Here is a 22,157-nt window from a genome sequence, read left to right on the forward strand (position 1 = left end):
CTAAAATCTAAAATCTAAAATTGGTTTACCCGCCAAAGGCGAAGGGAAAGGCTAGTTTCAGGGCGGCGGTTAATAGGAGATTAGCCAAGCCAACTGGCAACAAAAACTTCCATCCTAAATCTAACAGTTGGTCAATCCGTACCCGTGGCACTGTCCAGCGCAACAGGATAGCGACAAATACTAGTAAATAAGCTTTGAACACGGTCATCGTGATCCCCAAAGCCGCAGTTACTATCTGGAACACAGGATTTAGTTCACTGACTCCCAGCCAACCAGCGATGAGGTTAAGGGGAACGGGAAAGTCCCAACCACCCAGGTAGAGAATTGCTACTAGTAGGGAAGAAAGGATCAAGTTAACGTAGGAACCCAGGTAGAACAGACCGAATTTCATGCCTGAATATTCAGTCTGATAGCCTGCTACGATTTCTTCTTCCGCTTCCGGTAAGTCAAAGGGTAATCGTTCGCATTCAGCTAGGGCGGCTATCCAAAAGATCAGGAAACCGACGGGTTGTCGCCAAATGTTCCAGCCCAGGATGCCATAGCCAGACTGTTGATTGACAATATCAACAGTGTTGAGGCTGTTAGACATCATAGCGATCGCTAACACCGCTAGTGCCAAAGGAATTTCATAACTAATAGATTGCGCTGCTGCCCGCAACCCTCCTAAGAGGGAGTATTTGTTATTAGATGCGTAGCCAGCCATCAGCAAGCCAATGGGTTGAATGCTAGACAAGGCAATCCACAAGAATACGCCCATGCCCACATTGCTAATTACGATATTCTGCCCAAAGGGAACAATCAGGAACGACAGAAACACCGGAATTACAACAATAATTGGGCCGAGGGTAAACAGCCAGGGGTCAGACTTGGCTGGCACTATATCTTCTTTAAATACCAACTTCAGACCATCTGCTACAGGCACCAGCAACCCAAAAGGCCCCTGGTATTCTGGCCCAATTCGCTGCTGTGCTGCGGCGGAAATTTTCCGTTCTAGCCAAGTAGCAACTAATACCCCCACTGTTGCCCCAATCAGCATCAGTATCATTGGCAGGGGCATCCAAATCGCTTTGGCTGTTCCTGCTGGTATACCTAAATCCCGGAGGGATTCAATAAAAGTTCCTTGGAGGTCAATTCCTGAGTTCATGTTTCCGCTCTTTAAGACATCGAGTCATGGTGAGTTACAACTATTAGTTGAATTAATACCTGTAAATTCACCCATTTATAATTTTTGCTGTGATGACGCCCGATTGAAGATTTGTTGCCAATTCCCATGCCTAGTATATCGTTGGATGGTTTGAGCACCCTGAAGCGAGATGAGAACTCCTACTTATGGTAGGCATTGATGATTGGCTATTAAGCAGATAAGGAAACAAGGGGAGAGTATATATTTCAGGACTTACGCAGTGATGCGATCTATGAAGACCGCCCAAACAGCGCATAGTGTATGGAGCATTGGTTCGATTTTCCATGCCCAATGCCCAATGCCCAATGCCCAATGCCTAATGTGAGTTAACGTTGGTCAATGGGGGTATAAGTAACTTCGTGCAGACCGTTGTAAACCTGGGTAGGACGGAAAATCCGGTTTTCTGCTAGTTGTTCTTTCCAGTGGGCTAACCAACCGGCAACGCGAGCGATCGCAAATATTGGTGTAAACAAGTCTGTGGGAATACCCATTTTTCTATACACCAAACCAGAGTAAAAGTCAATATTGGGATAAATCCCTTTGCTACCGAGTTTTTCCTCTACCACTATTTCCATCTCTTGGGCAATGTCATAGAACTTGTCATGCCCAAACTTTTCAAACAGCTGTTCGGCTAGACCTTGTAAGATTGTGGCTCGTGGGTCTTTCACTTTATAGACACGATGTCCAAAGCCCATAATCTTAGATTTACGTTGCAGACAATCCTCTATGTAGGGACGGACATTTTCCACAGAGCCAATTTGTTCCAACATCTGAATTACTTCTTCATTGGCTCCACCATGCAGGGGCCCTCCCAAGGTTCCCACGGCACTAGCAACCACAGCGTAAGGATCAGTCAATGTGGAAGCTGTCACCCTGGCACTGAAGGTGGAAGCATTCATTGTATGCTCGACCTGAAGTATCAAGCAAATATCAAAAATCCGCGCCATCAGAGGATCGGGTTCTTGCTCATTGAGCATGTATAGAAAGTTGGCGGAATAGTCTAAGTCATCACGGGGACGCACGGGGTCATTGCCTTTTCGCATCAGTTGGAACGCCGCCACCATTGTGGGAATGGTTGCTATCAAGCGCACTACCGAATCTCGAATGTAGGCAGGATTATGTAAATCGCGGAGCGAATAAAACAACCCTAAAGCAGCAGCAGAAGCTTGCAAGGCATCCATCGGGTGACCGCTTTCTGGAAAGCATTTCATCATGTCCCGAATGCGGTACTTTATCCGCCTGTGGAAACGAACTTCATGCTCAAATCCTTCCAGTTGTTCCTTGCTTGGCAGTTCACCCCAGATTAAGAGATAAGCAGTTTCTATGAATGTACTTTTTTCTGCTAGTTCTTCAATCCGGATGCCACGATATTCTAGTATTCCTTTTTGCCCATCAACATAGCTGATACTTGATTGAGCGGCGGGAATGCCTTCTAAACCAGGCTTGTATTCGCACACCATCATGGCAACACCATTTGCTTTTTGAAATATCTGATCAAGCTAACTTACCAGAAATTTATTGTCGCCATAACAGTAGCCGTTCTAACAACAATCAAAAATGTTGAAAAACTGTTATAGCAGGTACTTGGGTGGTGTCAACCAAAACATCTGACTACGACCCAGAGGAGAACCTGTTTCTGGTAGTTTTATCCCAATCATACCTGCTTTTTTCAAGACCAAGCTTGCTTTGACTTCTCCCCATAAGAGAATTTCTGCCCAATTGGTCAAATCAGGTTCGTGTCCAACCAGCGCCAGTTGGGTATTTTGGGAATAATTCCTTGGCTCTAACCAGTCTTTTAGCCAACTAGAAATTTGACCATCGTGGGTGAGGTGGCTAGATTCCTCTAACTGGGAGCTTAGTTTTTCTGCTATAAGGATTTCAGCTGTTTGGCGGGCCCGCACTAAGGGACTGGTGAGAATCAAATCAAAGCTTAAACCCAATTTAACAAGTTTCTGGGCAACTTTCTCAGTTTTTTGCCTTCCTTCTTTGGTAAGGCTGCGCTCCTCATCCTTGATGCCTAATCCCTTGTCTTCGGCGATGCCATGACGAATTAAATATAGTTCCATATTTTGAATTTTGTTAGCGTAGGGGGGCGTAGCCCATACTTAGTTAGGAGTTACGTCTGATGTTAATTAACCTATCCTAAAAGTCGATTACTTGACGCTGTGCTTCCGCAGGAAGGGATAAAAACTCATTAAACAATTCTTGCCGTGTCATTTTTATACCTCTCAGAAAAATAAACTCACTCAAATTAGCGTTGTTAAAAACTCATCTGGCAGCATTGCCGGAACTAAAGAAGCCACAAAATCGGGTGTGTTTCGCGTCACAATTATTTCTAAACCTGCCGTAAGCGCCGCAGCACTCGTTACCGCATCCTCAAAATCCTTAATTGGGCTATTCAAAGCTTGCCGAATAACTTCATCTGTCACGTTGGCAACTTGAAGGTGCTGCAATAACTTTGCTAATAGTTCACGCGCTACTTCATTACCAACTTGACGACGCAGAATATAGAAAATATTGGTTACTGCATGACCTGAAACATAACCTTGTACTTGATTCTGCATTACTGTATTTAACGCTCGTGCAGAAGCTACAACAAATGGTTGACGCTGTGCCAAAATATCGAGCAACATATCGCTGTCGAACAACACCCGTTTCAACAGTATTTCTCCTCTAAATAATCCACATAATTTTCTGTCGGATTTTCTTCTCCTAGCTGGATTACACCTATTAAACTCTCAGTCCAGGGGTCAAGGTCGGTTAAAGGTTCTAAGGTTGGACTGTCAGTAATAGACGAGAGGGTTTCTTGTTGAATTGATGCTAGAACAGACTGAACTAAATGCCAACGTTCTTTAATGGATAATTGCAGTACTTGTTTTTGTAGTTCTGGCAATGTCAAAAGTTTCGAGAACTCTTGCTGTGTCATTGTTATACCTCTCAAAGAGCATAAATGATCAACATTTTAACGCTAGATCAAAAATGTTAGGTTAGCGGTCTAACGGCACAATTCAGCAGAGGTAGACAACTTGGCAACTACACCAAAAATTTTCCTCAGTATCGCATTCTTCCTTCACAAATAACATTAGGCACGAACTAAATCTTCAATCAGTTCAGCCTCCGTGAGTTTGAAGGTGCTGATGTCATATTTTGCTAGTTGGGAAAGGAATAAAACTTTGGGAATACCCGCTTGCGTTAGCTGCTGCTTTTGAAGAGAGTTTCCCAAGTTCGTATAACTTCATAGCAGCAGCGAGAAGAACTTCACCTTGTAGCTGTTCTGGTTTTACATTCAGAGGCAATACAGTTTCTTCTAGAATAGTCAAAGTGAGTTGGTGCATGATAATATCTACGCTGCTTTGTTTAGGATAAGAAGAACGCGTTCATAGAACCAAACACTTTGACTCCAGCATTAGTTAGGAGTTCACCTTATCCTCTTCCTCTATTCCGACTGAATCGGGTTGTCTCTAGGATTAACCAACCTCAGCAATTTTTGCTTAATTTGAGCGTCGAATACTTCCCATTTCATTTTCGCATAGGCGGAATTTTCGTTGCTACCAGATAAGAAGCCCATCGGAATTTCAAAGCCGCCTGCGCTTGTCCTTCCACCGCCGAAAAAGCGCCCGGCGCTATCTTGCCCAAAGGCTTCTTTGATGAATTCATCGGGGTCAAGGGTGAGTTTGGTGGTTCTCAGGGAGCCAATGACTATTTCTAGTTCTTCGTCTTCATCGTGAACAATGCCGAAAACTACGGCGGTGTGGACGTTTTCTTCAGTGACGAGAAAATCAGCCGCTTGGGGGATGGCATCGCGGTCATCGTAGCGTAAGTAACCAACACCAGCAATGGAAAAGTTATTTTGGACGATGCGGTTTTTGAGCGATCGCTCGATCACATCCATTACCCGCTTGGAACAGTTCGCCTGTAAAATGGCGTTTAGCAATTGGGCGTCATAAAATCGGCTTAAATACGCAGCTGCCATAAAGTCTTCTTCTTGCGCTTGCATTAGCCGATTTGTATCTGATCGCAAGCCGTGCATCAAGGCAGTAGCGCATTTGACGTGTTGATTTATGCTGGTATCTAATGCCAGTAATCCCGTTTGCAGGTATTGAGTAAAAATTGTTGCCGTTGCTCTTACATAGGGACGGATATCCTCAAACTCTGCTTGGAGATCACCTTGGATACTGTGATGGTCAATCAGGGCTACTAAGGGAATTCCAGCCTGCTGCACCGCTGACAGTAGCTGTGAAGTGGTTCCCTGGTTATCAATTAATACAAAACCTTGATAAGATGACAAATCTTTGGTTTTCAAGGTTTGCGGCGTCCAGCGGTGGATAGGTAAATTAGTCAACCTCACCAAGGCAATATTTTCTTGATGGCTCAATGCGCCAGCATAAATGATTTCACATTTGATATCATATTGCTGGGCAATTAACTGGTAAGCCCAGGCACAGGAAAGGGCATCAGGGTCAGGAAAATCTTGCAAAATTATCAGTTGGCGATCGTGTCGGTGTGCCAGAAAGGTTTTTTGCAGTTCTTCTGACTTTTGTTGTACCAGAGAATTACCACGGTGATTGAGATATATAGCTCCTTCACCTACCGATGGCGGTAATGACGGACTCTTAAATGCAACTTCCACTGGCGCTTTCTCGATTTCAGGTTCCTCTGGGTTTGGCTCTGTGGTCAATGACAAACTCTCTAACTGAGTAACGGGAGAATTCAAGTACATAGGGAACTTTTTTAAGGTGTGAGGCTCCTTTAATTCAGAAATACTACGAGCAGCAATTCACTGAATTTAGCCACTTTCTTATGATCTTCGCAAAAATATCAAGACATTGCACTATACATCTAAGTATATTTTTTATCCGTAACAGCGCTCAACAATCAACTAAATTCCACTAGAGGGTGTATAAGCGCTGGAACAAGGAAGTTTAGGATATCGGGCTGTATCTGGCACCATAAATCTGTTTTAGGAGCTTTTTTTCTCTTCCGTAAATTGAATAAGGGAAATTTTTATCTGGCTTAGGGTATACTTCCTATTTTATACTTTTAGGTTAGTCTTTGATATTTGAAATATTTTTATGCTCAATCCTCTCATTATTGTGACTATTGAGCGATTAGGGACTGACAAAAAATAAATTATCCAAAATTATTTGTACATTTGTAGGGGATCTTGTCCTTGCGCCCCTACGATGGGATGTTTTTTTAACTGGAAGTCCCTTAACAATTATTTTTAATGAACAACGCGTGTTTCATATCCCCTTTGAAAATTCTGATAATTTAGAGTGAAGCCCAGTGCAAGATGGTAGGAGGTGAGCCACCCCGTTGCAAAGAGAAGTCACAGCGGCGACTTCTGGCGATCTGAACTTCTGCTTCAAAGACGCTCTTGTTAGCTTGCTTCCACGAAGTGGTACGGGACGTTCTCCCAGTTGTAGGGAGTGGCGGTAGCGACGTACCCCTACAATACAAGTAAGCTACGCGTAGCGGACGCACCAGAAGGAGCGTCACCCGTAAGAATGGACGGGTTAAGAGGCATAAAGGAGCCAGTACCGTGGTGTTAGCGTAAGCAAGTCATTTAGCGTCAGCGGTAGCAACCTAGTACAGCATGGCCTAAATAAGCAGACCATTGAAAAGCCCTAAAGAGCTTATTCCATAATACTTTTGACTTTTACTTCGGCTCCTTTCGGCAACTCTTAGAGACGCTGCGCGTAGCTTGCTTCTCCGTAGGGGTACGCTCAAGGCAAGCCGCTCAGTACAAGTGACTTTTGACTTTTGACTTCCGCCTTGCGGTACTAGTCGCGTCGGCTGCTGTCTTTATTGCCTAGATTTATGCAGACTACTGCGTTGATTTCTGCCAAAAAATGTCCATTACAATACCTGGACAAACCTGAGCCAACAGACAATTTGTTAAAGCAAAAATAGTCCAACAAAATTTTAGCCAGACTCTAAAAATAATCACAAACGCCAACCTGTGACTATTTCTTTATGCTTTTAGGATTAGGTTACGTAATGTCAAAGACCTATAACATACTTTTGCCACTCTGTGTGTAATCCACTCTTAAGATGTTTGCTGACCTCGAAATAGAGGCTGCTATAAGGTTGGCGCGGGGGATGACGCAAAGGCATATGAGCTTCGTGGGGAGTGCGACTACCTTTTTTGACATTGCAACGGACACAAGCGGTCACAATGTTTTCCCAGGTATCGCCCCCGCCGCGCGATCGCGGTATTACATGGTCTAGGGTCAACTCATCCCCTGTGTAACCACAGTATTGACAGCCATGACCGTCACGGTGCAATATATTTCGGCGAGTCAGAGGAATTTCTTTATAAGGAACGCGTACATAATGACGCAACCGGATTACGGTTGGCAACGGGAAATCCGAGTAAAGGAATTTACCGTTATGTTCCACGCGTTCTGCTTTGCCCTTGATTAACAGAACCGCAGCACGACGCCAACTCGTTATATTGAGAGGTTCGTAAGATGCGTTTAAGACTAAAACCTTCCCCATTTGTCTGCGCTCAGGGTATTAGCTTTACATAAATATTAACACAAATACACCCTGCTAGGGAGATGAGAATAAATTATACTTTCGGGAGAATTCGGAAATTAAGTTATGAGTTGAGAGTTAATAATGCAACATCTTGTATCTATTCCAATATGAAGGGTAAACTTCCTATTTAATCTGATATCGCTTTTAGGAGCGTGTATAGATAGATAACTTGGAAGTTTAGCCGTGGTGGAATAGGAGTCAGTACAAATGTTAAGTCGTAAACAAATCCCTGGTGTAGTTTCTAATCAGCAGTGCGACACCTACGCGTGGTTTTCGCAACGAGCCTGGGTAGAAATTGATTTAGGGGCGTTGTCGTACAATATACAGCAATTGGTGCAGTTTTTATCACCGCGTACCCAGTTGATGGCAGTAGTAAAAGCTGATGCTTATGGACATGGAGCGGTAACAGTCGCCCAAACTGCAATCCAATCGGGAGCTAGTTGGCTGGGAGTCGCTACAGTTCCAGAAGCTATTCAATTGCGAGAAGGCGGAATTCAAGCGCCCATTTTGATTTTAGGGGCAACTCATACACCAGAGCAGATTTATGCGATCGCCCACTGGAAACTTCAGCCGACACTCTGTAGCCCTAAACAAGCTTTGGTATTTTCCGATATTCTAGAATCCATGAATTATGGTTCCCCTATTCCAGTACACATCAAATTAGACACGGGAATGTCCAGGTTGGGAACTAATTGGCAGCAAGCTGGTGAATTTGTGCAATTAGTGCAGCGCTTACCACATCTTTCCATTGCCAGTATTTATTCCCATTTGGCAACAGCAGATGATCCTGACACCACGGCAATGGAAGAACAGCATAAACGATTTGAGGAAGCGATCGCTCAAATCAAAGCAATGGGAATCCAAGCGCCTTGCTTGCACTTGGCAAACTCAGCAGCAGCACTCACAAATCCGGCATTGCACTACGACATTGTGCGAGTAGGTTTAGCCGTTTACGGACTCTACCCAGCAACCCATTTACAAAATGCGATCGACCTCAAGCCCGTTTTGGAACTTAAAGCACGAGTTACCCAAGTTAAAACAATTGCCGCAGGAACTGCTGTCAGCTACGGGCATCAATTTATTGCCCCGCGTGAACTCCGCCTCGCTGTCGTGGGAATTGGCTATGCTGACGGTGTTCCTCGCGGTCTTTCCAACAAAATGCAGGCGTTAATTCGCGGTCAGCGAGTGTCGCAAATCGGGACAATTACAATGGATCAGTTGATGCTGGATGTGAGTGCCATACCCAATATCCAAGAAGGAGAAGTAGTCACCTTACTAGGGCAACAGGGAAAAGAACAAATTTTAGCGGACGATTGGGCAGAAGAATTAAACACTATTTCTTGGGAAATTCTCTGTGGGTTTAAGCATCGTCTGCCTCGTGTTGCAGTCATGTAATTGGGCACTTGTACTCGATACTTCGGCTACGCTCAGTAACCAGCGGCGTCGTTGGGGTAGCCTCTGGTAGAGAAGTATGGGGCATTGGAAATTAATTTCTCCCTTGTCCCACATTTTCCCTTTCCATAAATAATTTATTATGGTATTATAGTAAACTGATGCGGATATGGCGGAATTGGCAGACGCGCTAGATTTAGGTTCTAGTTCCGAAAGGAGTGAAGGTTCAAGTCCTTTTATCCGCACTTTTAAATTTGCGATCGCTCACTGATTGGGTAAACGCTGGTCTACTTTCATAATCTGCTGCGTTACACCACGCTAAGACACCCTAAATATTTGAGATAAATTTAAGATTAATAGGATTTACGCAATCGTGACGAAAAACCAAGTCTTTGCGATTACTTCGCTTCTCTACGAGAGGCTGCGCCAACGCTCATAATGACGTAAAATCGTAGTCCGTGCGTAAGTCATGATTAATTTTATCTATAAATTCAGCCTTTGATTTTCAAAAAAAATTAGATCGTTCCGCTTCGCTACACTCAAAAAGGGTAAAGAAAATAAGAGCAAAGGGCAAAAGAACTAAAGTGTAAAGGGCTAAAGAGTCCTCCCAACCGCGCAGACAACACGAAAACCAATATCGTAGCCGATGCTGCCGCGCTCCGCCCTAACGCTGTCGTAGCGGGACGCGGAACGGCAGCCCTTAGGATTGCTGACCCAGGAACCGCCCCGCAGTAAGTGATATTGATTATCATTATTTATCCATGCACTTCCATCTCTAGGCGCTCCTTTATAGCTGTCATGCGAAGTGTCTTGACACCGCTCCCACACCTGACCGTGCATGTCGTATAATCCAAAGGCGTTGGGTGGAAAACTGCCTACTTCTATTGTTTCTCTACGATTTTTTCCTTTTGGCTCAGAAGCGTAAGTAGAATTTTCATTGTAGTTAGCTAACTCAGTCGTTATCGTCTCGCCAAAATGAAAGGGTGTATTTGTTCCTGCACGACAGGCATATTCCCATTCAGCTTCACTAGGTAGACGATATTGCTTGTTTGTATATTGAGAGAGGCGATCGCAAAACTCAACTGCATCGTTCCAAGATACTTGCTCTACTGGTCGTTTATCTCCCTTGAAATAAGATGGGTCTGCTTCCAGGTCAAGATTAACTTTGGGTAGTGCTGCTACTCTTTTCCATTGCGCTTGGGTAACTGAGTATTTACCCATAAAGAATGATTGAACCGTCACTTCATGCTGAGGTTTTTCTTTATTACTTCCTTCCCCTGATGGTGAACCCATCAGGAATTTGCCACTGGGAATCGCAATCATTTCCAAGCTGACACCATTTCCTAAGTCTTCCGTGAAATATTGGGCTTTACTTCTGTCTCGTTTCACCTCTTGACCACTTGCATTTACCTTCACCACCTCAAACTGAAAAACCTGTAGTTCAGCTTTATGTGCTGTAGGTGCTGGCTCAGAAACGACTGATCTATCTCCCCTTGGTAAAGTAATAACTTCAGTAATTTTTGGAGGTGCAGAAGACTCTCCAAGTCGCTGGGCAATTCTAGAAAATGCCTCAATTGCTTGCATATCGGAACCCCTAGCAGCCACATTCACCCGAATCCATAACTGTTTGGCTAATTCCCACTCTCCTTTGACTTCCGCTTGATAAGCGTCAAGTTTCATCGTGGCAATATCATGGAGAGTGGCATAATCGGGCAACAAAATTAAGTGTAATTTGGTGGCTGGTTCAGCGATCGCATAGGGATATTGTGGAGTTTTCCGGTGCGTTTGATTTATTGTGGGTACTCTTGATTGTAAATATGTGTCCAATCTTTCTACTGTGGCGCAGTTTCCTGCACCTGCTATCCTCAACCCTTCTAACAACGCCTGGGTAAATGAGCCGTGTTGCAACTGCTCAATTTCATAAGACTTTTGACTGGGACTGCAAGAGTAAAAGGTGACTACTCCCTGATGTTCTTCACCAATACCCTCTCCTCGCCTGCTTCCTTCATCGCGGCAGGCATCTAAAAATAACACTACATTATCAGCACCACTACGGCGCAATCTTTGGGTAACATAATCAACAGGGATTGCCGTATGTTCCACATCACCTGGATCGCTATCCATCAGCATGAGATAGTCACGATCAGCTGACCGACAACCGTGACCAGCAAAGAAAAACCAGAGATTATCCCCTGGTGCCAATAGTGGCTTTTCAAAGTTTGCCCGTAAAAACCGCCGCAAGTTACCGTAAGTAGGCTGAGTGGGAATGGGTGGAGAAGTGGGAATTGCAATTGAATCCTCTGTAAACAGAAACACTCTGTCAAACCGCACTTCCTTTTCAAACCAATCGCGCATAGCTTCGGCATCTAGTTTGGCGTAGTTTAGGTGCTGAAGATTGTTGTACTGGTTAATGCCGATCGCGATCGCCCAATTTTTAGCCATTTCTGCGTTGGTGTTGACTAATCTGTTCTTCCCTATTGCAAGTTTACGTGTTACTACTGAATAATAGTAATGCACTGTCATGCAGTTTATAGTCTAAAACTAAAAAATAATTGCCTGCCATGACCAAACCTCAAATTGTCGTCAGAATTCCGCCGTATCTTCTCGAAAAGCTCAATAATTACGCTCAACAGACTGGCACATCTAAAACGGAGGTAGTAGTTAGCGCTTTGGCGCACTATTTAGGATGTGTTGAAAATTTACCATTAAACCAAAGAGTTGCCGAACTGGAAGCCAGAACGGCGGTGCTAGAAGCTTTGGTAAAAGCTACTTAAATCAGGAGCATCCCAAATGTGCAAAAACCTTGATAACCCTCATCCCCTAACCCCTTCTCCCAAACATGGGAGAAGGTGAACTAGAGTCATTTTCCCCTTCTCCCATGTTTGGGAGAAGGGCTGGGGGTGAGGGAAAAGAGTTAAGCAAAATTGAGATGCTCCGTTAAATCAAGAATAATTTCAATAATAAAATTTATGTCAGCAGAAAATTCCACCCCAAAAGCCATCTGGATTATTACCGAAGAAACGGCTGAAACATCAAGTACCACCAACGAAACATTCAGAAATATTGGAGCAAGAAGCAGTGGAGATAGAGGAGGACTACTCGGAGTTGAAACCACTGAAGAAATAGTTGTGAGCCGAAAAAAAGACGAAATAGTAATTACTAGACACAAAGTAGAGGTAACTAAACTCAAGCAAGAAATGAAGGGGTTTCTGGAAGCAATGCGGGAAATGCTTGATGAAGCTGATCAACCTGATTCTAAGATGCAGCTTGATGAGGTGGAACTCTCAGTAGAAATTAATGGCGAAGGGAAAATCAGTTTATTCGGGATTGGTGGTGCTAAAGCCGGGGGAAAAGGAGCAATGACTTTTAAATTCAAGCGGAAATAATTGGGACTTGAGTATGGGTAGGAATTGGGCGATTGTTGTTGGGATTAATCACTATGAGAATCTGCGATCGCTAAATTTTGCCAAGCGAGATGCTTCTGTAATGGCAACTTGGTTTCAACAAGAAGCGAGGTTTGATCAAGTTTTCCTTTTTACTGACGATTCTCCCCCAATAGCAACCAATCCGCCAATTCCCACTCAACCGACTTTAGGACACCTGCTGCGATTTTTAGGGGCACAATTTGAGAATGTTCAACTAAAGCCAGAAGATAATTTATGGTTTTTCTTTGCAGGTCATGGCAATCGATATAAAGATAAAGATTATTTAATGTTATCAGACAGTGACCCAGGTAATGTAGAACGTACAGCAATTGATGTTGATTATGTCACCCAAAGATTGCGCCGCAGTGGGGCTGATAATGTGGTGTTGTTTTTGGATGCTTGCCGAGATGAAAGTAGTCGTGGAGGATTGGGAATTGGTGAACAAAGGCATCAGGGAGTCATTACCTTTTATTCCTGCACAGCTAACCAAAAGTCTTGGGAAATTGAGGAATTAGAACATGGATCATTTACCCATTCACTATTAGAAGGATTGCGACTACAGGGAGAGGCTAATTGTGCCACGGTAGAGCGTTTAGCACAACATTTATGTTACCAAGTTCCCCATCTGAATACTCGCTATGAAAAGCCTGTACAAAATCCTTATCTTCAGGCAGAACCGCCCTACAAAATGTATTTTATTCTATTAGAGCAAACCGCCACACTTAGAGATGTAGAGCCATTAAAATATCAAGCATCTCAAGCTGAAAACAGAGGTGATTTCTCATTAGCAAAACAATTATGGGTGAGAGTTTTAGCTGTATCCCGTGGTGATTGGGATGCAATTGACGCTATTGAAAGGATTGCTGTGCGTCAGCGAGTCAGCTTTGAACAGATAAGCCCGACTTCTGAGAGCATCGATTCGTCAAGCGGAGGTAGATCGGCAAGTTCTGAACCAGTGCAAAAATCATTTGTTCAAAAGCAAAAAGAACACCAGCAGAATTTAGTTCGCTATGAGCAAGCATTCTTAAAAGAAATTAAGCGACAATATCTCCTCAGTGAAGCAACTCGTAGTGAGTTGAACCAATTGCAGCAATCTTTGCAAATTAGTAACGATGAAAGGGAGCAAATTGAACAGCCAATTATTGCTAAAAAGGATGCAGAAAATCGGAAACGTCAGCAAGAAGAAGCACAGAGATTACAGCGGCAGCAAGAGGCGGAACGGCAGAAGCAGCAAGAGGTAGAAAGACGCCGACAGCAACAAGAAGCGGCAAGAACAAATAGTACAACTCCAGCGATAATAACCAGACAAAAGTTTTTACAATGGGTTAGCTTTGCAGGAGCAGGTTTAGTGACAGCAGTTGTAGGTCGTGAAATTTTTAAGGGTCAATCATCGACACCTAAATCTACTAATCAACCTGCTAATAAATCGACAACTATCTCTGTAGCTGAACCTAAATATATTCCCCCTGCTGAAGCAGGGTCTAAAGCATTCGGATTACCCTTGTGGACGGTTGAGTTTGAAACGGTAACGGTAGATGAAAAGGGACAGGTAATTAAAAGAGATCCTAACAAGCAAGCTAAGTTCTTTAAGGAGGACTTAGGCAATGATATAACTTTAGATATGGTTCAGATTCTTGCAGGCTCTTTTAATATGGGTTCGCCACCTGGTGAAAAGGATCGAGAAACAATTGAAGAACCACAACATGTTGTAAATGTGCCTGCTTTTTTTATAGGCAAGTTTGAAGTTACTCAGGAACAATACCAGCAAATAATGGGTAACAATCCGTCCAACTTCAAGGGATTAAAACGTCCTGTAGAGCAAGTTTCTTGGAACGATGCGGTTGATTTTTGTAACAAACTCAGTCAAAAGACTGGGCGCAAATATCGTCTACCTTCGGAAGCTGAATGGGAATACGCCTGTCGTGCAGGAACAAAGACACCATTTTACTTCGGCGAGACAATTACAACTGAGTTAGCTAACTATAAGGGAGATTCCACTTATGCTTCTGAACCACAAGGAATAGATCGTCAAGAAACAACAGAAGTAGGAAGTTTTCCACCCAACGCCTTTGGATTATACGACATGCACGGGAATGTTTGGGAGTGGTGTCAAGATACTTGGCATGACAGCTATAAAGGAGCGCCACAAAATGGAAGTGCATGGATAAATAATGATATTGATTATCATTATTTGCGGGGCGGTTCCTGGCTCAACAATCCTGTAAACTGCCGTTCCGCGTGTCGCAACTGCAACTTGCGCGTCAACCTCTACTACAATTTTGGTTTTCGTATTGTGTGCGCTGCCGGGAGGACTCTTTAGCCCTTGATACTTTAGCTCTTTTACCCTCTGTACTTCTTTCCTTTACCCTTTTTGAGTGTAGCGGAGCGGAACGATCTAATTTTTTTGAAAAACTTGATTCAAGCATTTTTAGCATCTGCTGCTGTAAAGTGCGATGTCACTCGATTTAGCGCAAGCATCTACGCACTCCATTGCTCCTCGATGAAATAGGAGAGTGCGATCGCGTACCCACTCACTATAAGCGATCGCAAACAACGATTATCGATTTCAAAAATCAAATATAAATCCTAGTATTAGGGAAAAAAGTAACTATTTAAACATGACTTTGTATACAGGCGTGTGCGTAATTACTCCGACTATATTGAGAATATACAAATCAAGTAATGCAAGGCACATTAAAGGATATATGAACCGTTTTAAATCTATTCTTCTTGGCGGCTTATTAGCAGTTGCTTCAATTGCTGCTATTTCTCAAAATGCTAGTGCTGCTGAATTTAAATCTGATCGCGATCATTTTAATGGTAATACTGTAGCTTTTAATAACAGTAAATTCAAACACGAACGTCAAGTCCGTGAACAACGCGCTCGTGAATTGCATGAATATCAAGCTCGTGAACAACGCGCTCGTGAATTGCATGAATATCAAGCTCGTGAACAACACGCTCGTGAATTGCATGAATATCAAGCGAGGCTTCATCACTAAGAAAATAAATTTTCACTCACTCATATTACGTTAGGAGAGTAGCAATACTCTCCTTTTTTTCTTTGCATAAATCTGCTCGAATTAATGCCCAAATTCAGCTAAATCTGATGCGATGAGTTTTTCAATTAGTTCGATAACACCATCCCCACGACTACCATTAGTCACAAAATCCACATGCTCTTTGAGCATCGGCAAAGCATTCGCAACTGCTACTGAATAACCACAAAAATTGAGGAAATCATGGTCATTTTCTGCATCGCCAATCCCGACTACATTTTCAGGTGATAACTGCATCTCATTTAAGGCAGCGGCTAACCCTGTGGCTTTATTAATTCCTGACGGTAGCACCATCACCGCACCTTTATTCAATATGACTTGTAATTCTAATCCCATCTGGCGGATAGTTTCTAAAACTATGGTTTCTTGGGGATGCCAAGTAGCAACAATTACACGGCCAACTGACAGGGAATTGACTTGGCGATCGCACAATGCGTTAATAAATTCTGCTGGTGGTTGCGAACCTAATAGTTTCTCCTGACGGGTAGCTGGTGAGTACAGCAAAGCGCCGTTTTCTGCTACTACATAATCAAATAAATCTACTTGTACAAAAACTTGCAGCAATTCATCTAGTTGTCTACCTGTCACCAAGATAAGTTTGTAACCAGAATTCCGCAGACGTGAAAGTGCTGCCAAAGTATTTTCATTTACATGATTGTCAGTTGCTAGTGTACCGTCGTAGTCAGTGGCCAATACAGAATAACGCATAAAGCCAGTAAATAAAGACACGAAGCATTCAGCAATTATACATCTAATGTCTAATCTAGAGATATGGCGATGTCTACGACGGCCTATGACGCTCTCTTACCAGACGCTCTTGCTAGCTTGCTTCCCCGTAGGGGTACGAAGACTCGCTATCGGCGTCGCACTCACACAACATCTACAGTAGGAATAAACTGGCGATCGCGCAAGTTTTTTGGACAACTAGAACAATCCACCTGGAGACTTGGTTAATTTCACGCCTTTTTCTGGTATTGTAATTAGCCCTTCTGAATTATGTTTTATTTTTGTTAAAAAAATTAGTATTATTGCTGTGGTCAAACTGAAGTTACTCGATCCAAAGTGGCTTCATCTAGTCCTTAGCTAGTTAAAGACTAAATTTTACTTAAGTGTAAATACAGAAGTTCAAATGTATTACCGTCAATAAAATCGGTATTATTCCTGTGGTCAGATAGGGGTTACTCAATGGAAAGTGGCTTCATCTACTCTTGACATTTTTATGTCTTATTCTCCAAAGATGTCTGTAAATCTCGGTAACAGGAAGTAAATTAATAATAATTTACGAATTTACTGAGATTTGCTCATTTGAAAATAACGTTGTTGTCGTTGAGTTTCACCACAATCCCAAAATATAAACTGATGTATTTTAAAATACAAATCCTTGATCCTTTTTACTTGATTGCAATTGTGGAATAACTCTGCACAAATTTAGCTTACACCTATCGAATTTAGCTGAAGTAAAAGTAAAATGAGCACAACTCCTATAGGTAGCTACAGGTTATTCCAGAAACTACATCCGCTATCTCTGTTGGCACAATTAACCAGTCGGCGTGCTACAGGCTGCTTAAATATATTTACTGAAATAGTTTCTTGGTCAATCTATCTAGAGGAGGGGAAACTTACTTATGCCTCCTATTCAGATAAACTATTTGAGCGCCTTGACAGTCACTTGCGACGCTTGAGCCAGCAAATTCCTGCTCTCAACAGCGCCACTCGCGTGCAGATGCGGCTGATGTTTGAGACGAAGAATGAACATCAATCAATACCAAATGCGGATTACCAAGCTATTTGTTGGTTAGTAAATCAGGACTATATCACCTCTGTGCAAGCAGCAAGGCTGATAGACGAATTGGCAAAAGAAGTACTGGAATCATTTCTATGCTTAAAAGAAGGTAGCTATGAATTCAGTCCTGAAAGTTCTTTGGATGAACTACCAAAGTTCTGTTGCCTGGATTTGCGATTACTTGTTGAACACTGTCAAAAGCAGTTACGAAATCGGCAAAATATCCAGTCATCAATTCCGGCTGGTAGAGGTTCCCAAGTTTTATCTAAAATACAACCGTCTCAATTTCAGCCACAACTGCAAATAAAACTTGGGCAAAAATTGCCGATCCAAATCAATTTTGATATTCCTGAGAATAATAAAACTACTCAGCCACCTGTTGGCAAAAAACTATATACAATTGCCTGTATCGATGATAGCCAAACAGTTTTGAATTCCATCAAACACTTTTTGGATGAAAACACCTTTTCAGTTGTGATGATCAACGATCCGGTAAAAGCTTTAATGCAAATTCTCCGGAGTAAGCCCGATCTGATTTTGCTAGATGTTGAGATGCCAAGTTTAGATGGCTACGAGCTATGTTCTTTATTGCGGAAACATTCGGCTTTTAAAAATACACCGATCATTATGGTGACTGGTAGAACAGGATTTATCGACAGGGCAAAGGCTAAGTTAGTCAGATCATCAGGATATTTGACTAAGCCTTTTACACAATCAGAATTGCTAAAAATGGTTTTTAAGCATCTTGGTTAATTTAGTAGTCAGAATTCCGGAGTTAGAATTCTGGAGTCAGAATAAGTAAGAAAACCAGCAAAGATATTTCAAGACTGACTTCTGAATTCTTATACCAAATTTAATCGCCTTAAGTTACTTTTTAGGAGATTTCATAGTGAGCCTGACTTTACTTGGCACAATTCTGATTGTAGAAGATTCTCCCAGCGAATTGGAATTAATGAGCCATTATCTTAAAGAGAGTGGTTACAACGTAATTAAAGCTTCTGGTGCAAAAGAAGCTTTAGAAAAAGCTGTGTTAGAAAAACCAGATGCGATCGTTACTGATGTAGTAATGCCCGAAATGAGTGGATTTGAATTGTGTCGTTCTCTAAGAAGAAATCCGATTACCGCAAAAGTGCCGATTGTAATTTGTAGTTCCAAAAATCAAGAAATTGACCGTTTGTGGGCAATGAAACAAGGTGCAGATGCCTATATAACTAAACCTTACACCCGCGAACATCTCCTCCATACTATTAAATCAGTGGGAATTTGAATCAATGACTAGTACAAACATTACACTTCCTTCAAAACCAATCCAAAATAATTTAGCGGATGGTTATCTAAAATTTCAGCTAAATCAACAGACTACTGCTGTTTTATCAATGAAAAATACGCAAGAAGCAATCATTGTGCCTATTGAATCTATCACCTCGATGCCGAATATGCCCCCCTGCATATTAGGATTAATGAATTGGCGGAGTCGGATAATTTGGGTAGTTGATTTGCCAAGAATGCTCAATTTAGAATCTCTAGATTATCGACTGCGACAGTACAATGCAATCGTTATTCGGGTGGAATCATTGGTGTTGGGCTTAGTTGTGCAAGAAATAAAAGGTACAACTAAGTTCGTAGCTGATGCTATTCATTCTCCTATAGGACAAGTGGCATCTAGTTTAGTTCCTTATTTATGTGGGTGCGTTGTGCAACAGAAAGAAATATTACTGGTATTAGATGCACAGGCGATTGTGCAGTCTTCTATTCTCCGCAGTGATTAGGGTGTACTACTAAAAAAAGATTTTTAGTATTCTTATTCACATACTTAGGAGAACTACTTTTATGTTTAATAAAACCAACACGAATCAAGGTAGTGGCGCTCAAAATCGAGCATCGCTGATTTCATCCCAAAAAATCACTGGTAGTGTAGTAAAGCTACCAAGTAAGCTTACTACTGAAACGGCTAATAATTCTTCCCTAAATCAGGCTATTGCCTCTTTTACAAAGCTGGGATTGATTAAAAAAGCGACTATTTTGGCGATCGCAATCGGTACAATACCAGTATTGGGCATAGGCGCGATCGCTTTTAGCTTTGCCAACAAGTCGATTACTAAGCAAATTACTCAATCTCAACAAGCCGAAGCCACTGGCTTAAGTGATAAAGTTAACCGTTTTATGTTGGGACGCTACGGTGATATTCAGGTAATATCAAGCTTGCCTTTTTTGACAAATTCCCAAGCTAGTGTCAGGATCACCACTCAAGAAAAACAAGCAGTCCTAGATCGCGTTGTCGAAGCTTACAAAGCTTATGACAGTGTTGCCGTCTTTGATCGCCAAGGTAACTTGATTGTGCAATCCACAGGTGAACCCCTGGAAAACCAAAAAGACCGTACCTATTTTCAAGACGCTTTACAAAAAGATACTCCTATAATCAGCAAACCTGAAGCAGCAAAAAATACAGGGAAAGTGGGTATTTATATAGCTGCACCTGTGAAAGAGACAAGGACGGGCCAAACTATTGGCGTGGTACAAGCACGTATGCCCGTAAAATCTTTAGAGGAAGTCATCAAAAACTACGTAGCCAATGGACAACAATACCATTTGCTCGATGCTTCGGGAACAGTTTTCTTGAGTCCACAAGAAGAATTATTGGGGAAACAGGCAAAGGGAGAGTATTCTGGTTTAGCTAAACTACTTGCAGCCAAAAAGGTAGATAGTTTTATAGAAGTTCCCAAAACTCACAAAAAACAAGAATTAGTCAGCTATGTACCAGCCAGTAAGTTAGACGGCTTGCCAGATTTAAACTGGCAAGTACTTTTATCCACAGATACAGCAATTTTATTTGAGCCGCAAAGACAATTGTTGTGGATTATAGCTATTGGCACAGCACTGACAGCATTGATTGTGGCTGCGATCGCATCTCGGTTAGCTAAACTTACTACACAGCCAATTATCAATGCAACTGCGGCATTAGCAAAGCTTGGTCAAGGTAAATTCAATACCCGTCTGGAAATTGAAAGAGAAGACGAATTAGGGGTATTGAGTGCAAATATCAACCAGATGGCCGAACAATTGCAGGTTTTAGTTAAGGAACAAGAACTGGACGTTGAAGGCGTAAAATTATTAGCAGATATTACCCGACAAATTCGGAGAACTCTCAAAACTGAAGATATTTATGACGCAGCAGTCAAAGAAGTTCAGCGATCGCTAAAAACAAACCGGGTAATCATTTATAGTCTGAATCCAGATACTTGGGATGGCGTCGTCGTTGCTGAATCGGTAACTGGTAATTGGCCGGAAATGATCGGAGTGCAAATCGACGACCCCTATTTTCGGGAACGTTATCTAGAAACTTCTGATGATAGCCGGGTGCAAGCAGTTGCTAACATTCATCAAGACCAAAGCTTGAAAAATGCCAATGGTTATATTCAACTGTTGGAAAAATTTGCTGTCAAAGGTCATTTGATTGTACCGATTCTAGCCCAAGAGCAACTTTTCGGCTTATTAATTGCTCATCATTGCGAAACTCCTCGTGTTTGGCAACAGCCGGAAATTGACTTGTTTCAACAGATAGCAACTCAAATTGGCTATGCCTTGGAACAAGCCAAGTTGTTAGAGGAGATAGAACAAGCTAGGAATTTTGCAGTAATCGGTTCTGACGACGAACGGCATCAAAAAGAAACACTGCAACAGCAACTTTTAGAACTGCTCAACGACGTAGAAAGTGCAGCCAGAGGTGACTTGACAGTGCGTGCAGACGTGACCTCTGGGGAAATAGGCACTGTTGCCGACTTTTTCAACTCCATTGTGGAAAGCCTCCGGGATATTGTTACCCAAGTTCAACAGGCTGCTACCTACGTGAATACTGCTATTGGCTCTAACGAAGGAGCCATCCGCCACTTAGCAGAGGAAGCACTCACCCAAGCTGCCGAAATCAACCGCACCCTTGATGCTGTTGACGAAATGACCCAATCCATGCAAGTCGTAGCCGAAAGTGCTGAAAAAGCTGCTTTCATTGCCAACCACGCCGCCCACACCGCCACTCAGAGTGGACACGCAATGGATTTGACAGTACAAAATATCCTCTCTTTGCGGGAAACTGTGGGTGAAACTGCAAAAAAAGTGAAACGCCTTGGAGAATCTTCCCAACAAATTTCTCACGTGGTGTCCTTAATTAACCAAATCGCCATCCAAACCAACTTGCTTGCCATCAACGCCGGTATTGAAGCAGCGCGTGCAGGTGAAGAAGGTCAAGGTTTTGCCGTAGTTGCTGAAGAAGTCGGCGAATTAGCAGTCAGGAGTGCCGCAGCAACCCAAGAAATTGAACAAATTGTTGAAAATATCCAACGAGAAACCAGTGAAGTGGTGCAGGCGATGGAAATAGGAACCACCCAAGTGGTAGAAGGGACTCGAATTGTGGAGGAAGCTAAACAAAATCTGAGTCAAATTTTGGATGTATCGCATCAAATTGACTCTTTAGTGCAGTCGATTTCCACTGCGACTGCATCTCAGGTAGAAACATCGCAAAGTGTCACCCAATTGATGAAAGATATTGCTGCTGTATCACAACGCACCAGCGATTCTTCTCGCCAAGTTTCCGAATCTCTGCAACAAACTGTGGAGATTTCCCAGCAATTGCAAGAGACTGTCGAGACTTTCAAAGTTAGTTAGTGGTCATCTGTCAGTTGTTTGGTTTTCACTACTTACTACTGACAAATGGCCGAATTTTAGATTTTCAATTTGGGATTTTGGAATTGTTGGCGGAGCCTCTCGTAGAGAAGATT

The 22,157-nt window shown here is 42.6% G+C and carries 20 protein-coding genes, 1 tRNA gene and 1 pseudogene; 11 read left to right on the plus strand and 11 right to left on the minus strand.

The annotated features are described in order from the left end of the window. Positions 1 to 25 precede the first annotated feature (25 nt). The 9 genes and pseudogenes from nuoH to V7K49_RS13585 form a co-directional block, all read right to left on the minus strand. Entirely contained in the window at positions 26 to 1,144 is a 1,119-nt protein-coding gene (nuoH, locus tag V7K49_RS13550) for an NADH-quinone oxidoreductase subunit NuoH (protein WP_334874286.1), read from the minus strand. A 365-nt stretch (positions 1,145 to 1,509) separates the two neighbouring features. Continuing rightward, positions 1,510 to 2,646, minus strand: coding sequence for a citrate synthase (locus V7K49_RS13555; protein WP_334874288.1), 1,137 nt, complete (start codon positions 2,644 to 2,646; stop codon positions 1,510 to 1,512). Between the two features lie 108 nt (positions 2,647 to 2,754). Beyond that, the gene (gene sixA / locus V7K49_RS13560; protein WP_335205970.1) at positions 2,755 to 3,249 is read right to left on the minus strand and encodes a phosphohistidine phosphatase SixA; all 495 of its coding nucleotides are present in this window, start codon (positions 3,247 to 3,249) and stop codon (positions 2,755 to 2,757) included. 180 nt (positions 3,250 to 3,429) lie between these two features. Then, entirely contained in the window at positions 3,430 to 3,834 is a 405-nt protein-coding gene (locus V7K49_RS13565) for a PIN domain-containing protein (protein WP_335206056.1), read from the minus strand. 5 nt (positions 3,835 to 3,839) lie between these two features. Further along, positions 3,840 to 4,109 carry a hypothetical protein gene (locus tag V7K49_RS13570; protein WP_335205972.1) on the minus strand — a complete coding sequence of 90 codons (270 nt, stop codon included), beginning with the start codon at positions 4,107 to 4,109 and terminating at the stop codon, positions 3,840 to 3,842. Positions 4,110 to 4,265: 156 nt separating this feature from the next. After that, positions 4,266 to 4,406, minus strand: a complete 141-nt coding sequence (locus tag V7K49_RS13575; RefSeq protein WP_334874293.1) for a hypothetical protein — start codon at positions 4,404 to 4,406, stop codon at positions 4,266 to 4,268. A 13-nt stretch (positions 4,407 to 4,419) separates the two neighbouring features. Next, a pseudogene (locus tag V7K49_RS34675) lies at positions 4,420 to 4,518 on the minus strand (hypothetical protein); the annotation flags it as partial. 101 nt (positions 4,519 to 4,619) lie between these two features. Next, a complete protein-coding gene (locus V7K49_RS13580; RefSeq protein ID WP_335205973.1) occupies positions 4,620 to 5,903 on the minus strand; it encodes a DHH family phosphoesterase in 1,284 nt (427 codons plus the stop codon). A gap of 1,283 nt (positions 5,904 to 7,186) precedes the next feature. After that, the gene (locus tag V7K49_RS13585) at positions 7,187 to 7,684 is read right to left on the minus strand and encodes an HNH endonuclease (RefSeq protein WP_273763553.1); all 498 of its coding nucleotides are present in this window, start codon (positions 7,682 to 7,684) and stop codon (positions 7,187 to 7,189) included. Positions 7,685 to 7,933: 249 nt separating this feature from the next. On the opposite strand from V7K49_RS13585, the gene alr reads away from it, so the two are divergent. Both alr and V7K49_RS13595 read left to right on the plus strand, forming a co-directional pair. Beyond that, positions 7,934 to 9,121 carry an alanine racemase gene (gene alr / locus V7K49_RS13590; protein WP_335205975.1) on the plus strand — a complete coding sequence of 396 codons (1,188 nt, stop codon included), beginning with the start codon at positions 7,934 to 7,936 and terminating at the stop codon, positions 9,119 to 9,121. 160 nt (positions 9,122 to 9,281) lie between these two features. Next, positions 9,282 to 9,363, plus strand: a tRNA-Leu gene (locus V7K49_RS13595). Positions 9,364 to 9,712: 349 nt separating this feature from the next. Here the strand turns inward: V7K49_RS13595 and V7K49_RS13600 are convergent. Further along, positions 9,713 to 11,560, minus strand: coding sequence for an SUMF1/EgtB/PvdO family nonheme iron enzyme (locus V7K49_RS13600; RefSeq protein ID WP_335205977.1), 1,848 nt, complete (start codon positions 11,558 to 11,560; stop codon positions 9,713 to 9,715). Between the two features lie 119 nt (positions 11,561 to 11,679). On the opposite strand from V7K49_RS13600, the gene V7K49_RS13605 reads away from it, so the two are divergent. From V7K49_RS13605 to V7K49_RS13620, 4 genes are all read left to right on the plus strand, one after another. Next, a complete protein-coding gene (locus V7K49_RS13605) occupies positions 11,680 to 11,892 on the plus strand; it encodes a DNA-binding domain-containing protein (RefSeq protein WP_335205979.1) in 213 nt (70 codons plus the stop codon). A gap of 195 nt (positions 11,893 to 12,087) precedes the next feature. Next, a complete protein-coding gene (locus V7K49_RS13610; protein WP_335069878.1) occupies positions 12,088 to 12,504 on the plus strand; it encodes a Pepco domain-containing protein in 417 nt (138 codons plus the stop codon). Positions 12,505 to 12,517: 13 nt separating this feature from the next. Further along, positions 12,518 to 14,863, plus strand: a complete 2,346-nt coding sequence (locus V7K49_RS13615; RefSeq protein WP_335205980.1) for an SUMF1/EgtB/PvdO family nonheme iron enzyme — start codon at positions 12,518 to 12,520, stop codon at positions 14,861 to 14,863. Between the two features lie 385 nt (positions 14,864 to 15,248). Beyond that, on the plus strand, positions 15,249 to 15,545 hold the full coding sequence (locus tag V7K49_RS13620; RefSeq protein ID WP_335205982.1) for a hypothetical protein: 297 nt from the start codon (positions 15,249 to 15,251) through the stop codon (positions 15,543 to 15,545). Positions 15,546 to 15,626: 81 nt separating this feature from the next. Here the strand turns inward: V7K49_RS13620 and V7K49_RS13625 are convergent, their stop codons facing one another. Continuing rightward, positions 15,627 to 16,331 (minus strand): HAD family hydrolase, encoded by a 705-nt coding sequence (locus V7K49_RS13625; RefSeq protein WP_335205984.1) that lies wholly within the window; start codon positions 16,329 to 16,331, stop codon positions 15,627 to 15,629. Positions 16,332 to 16,379: 48 nt separating this feature from the next. Between V7K49_RS13625 and V7K49_RS13630 the strand changes: the two genes are divergently transcribed. From V7K49_RS13630 to V7K49_RS13650, 5 genes are all read left to right on the plus strand, one after another. Further along, positions 16,380 to 16,556, plus strand: a complete 177-nt coding sequence (locus V7K49_RS13630; RefSeq protein ID WP_334874312.1) for a hypothetical protein — start codon at positions 16,380 to 16,382, stop codon at positions 16,554 to 16,556. Between the two features lie 514 nt (positions 16,557 to 17,070). Beyond that, entirely contained in the window at positions 17,071 to 18,138 is a 1,068-nt protein-coding gene (locus V7K49_RS13635) for a response regulator (protein ID WP_334874314.1), read from the plus strand. Between the two features lie 136 nt (positions 18,139 to 18,274). After that, positions 18,275 to 18,652, plus strand: coding sequence for a response regulator (locus V7K49_RS13640; protein ID WP_334874316.1), 378 nt, complete (start codon positions 18,275 to 18,277; stop codon positions 18,650 to 18,652). 4 nt (positions 18,653 to 18,656) lie between these two features. Further along, positions 18,657 to 19,154, plus strand: a complete 498-nt coding sequence (locus V7K49_RS13645; protein WP_334874318.1) for a chemotaxis protein CheW — start codon at positions 18,657 to 18,659, stop codon at positions 19,152 to 19,154. Between the two features lie 61 nt (positions 19,155 to 19,215). Next, positions 19,216 to 22,044 (plus strand): methyl-accepting chemotaxis protein, encoded by a 2,829-nt coding sequence (locus V7K49_RS13650; RefSeq protein ID WP_334874320.1) that lies wholly within the window; start codon positions 19,216 to 19,218, stop codon positions 22,042 to 22,044. Positions 22,045 to 22,157: the final 113 nt, after the last annotated feature.

This window comes from Nostoc sp. (assembly GCF_036919675.1).
Classification (GTDB): Bacteria; Cyanobacteriota; Cyanobacteriia; order Cyanobacteriales; family Nostocaceae; genus Nostoc.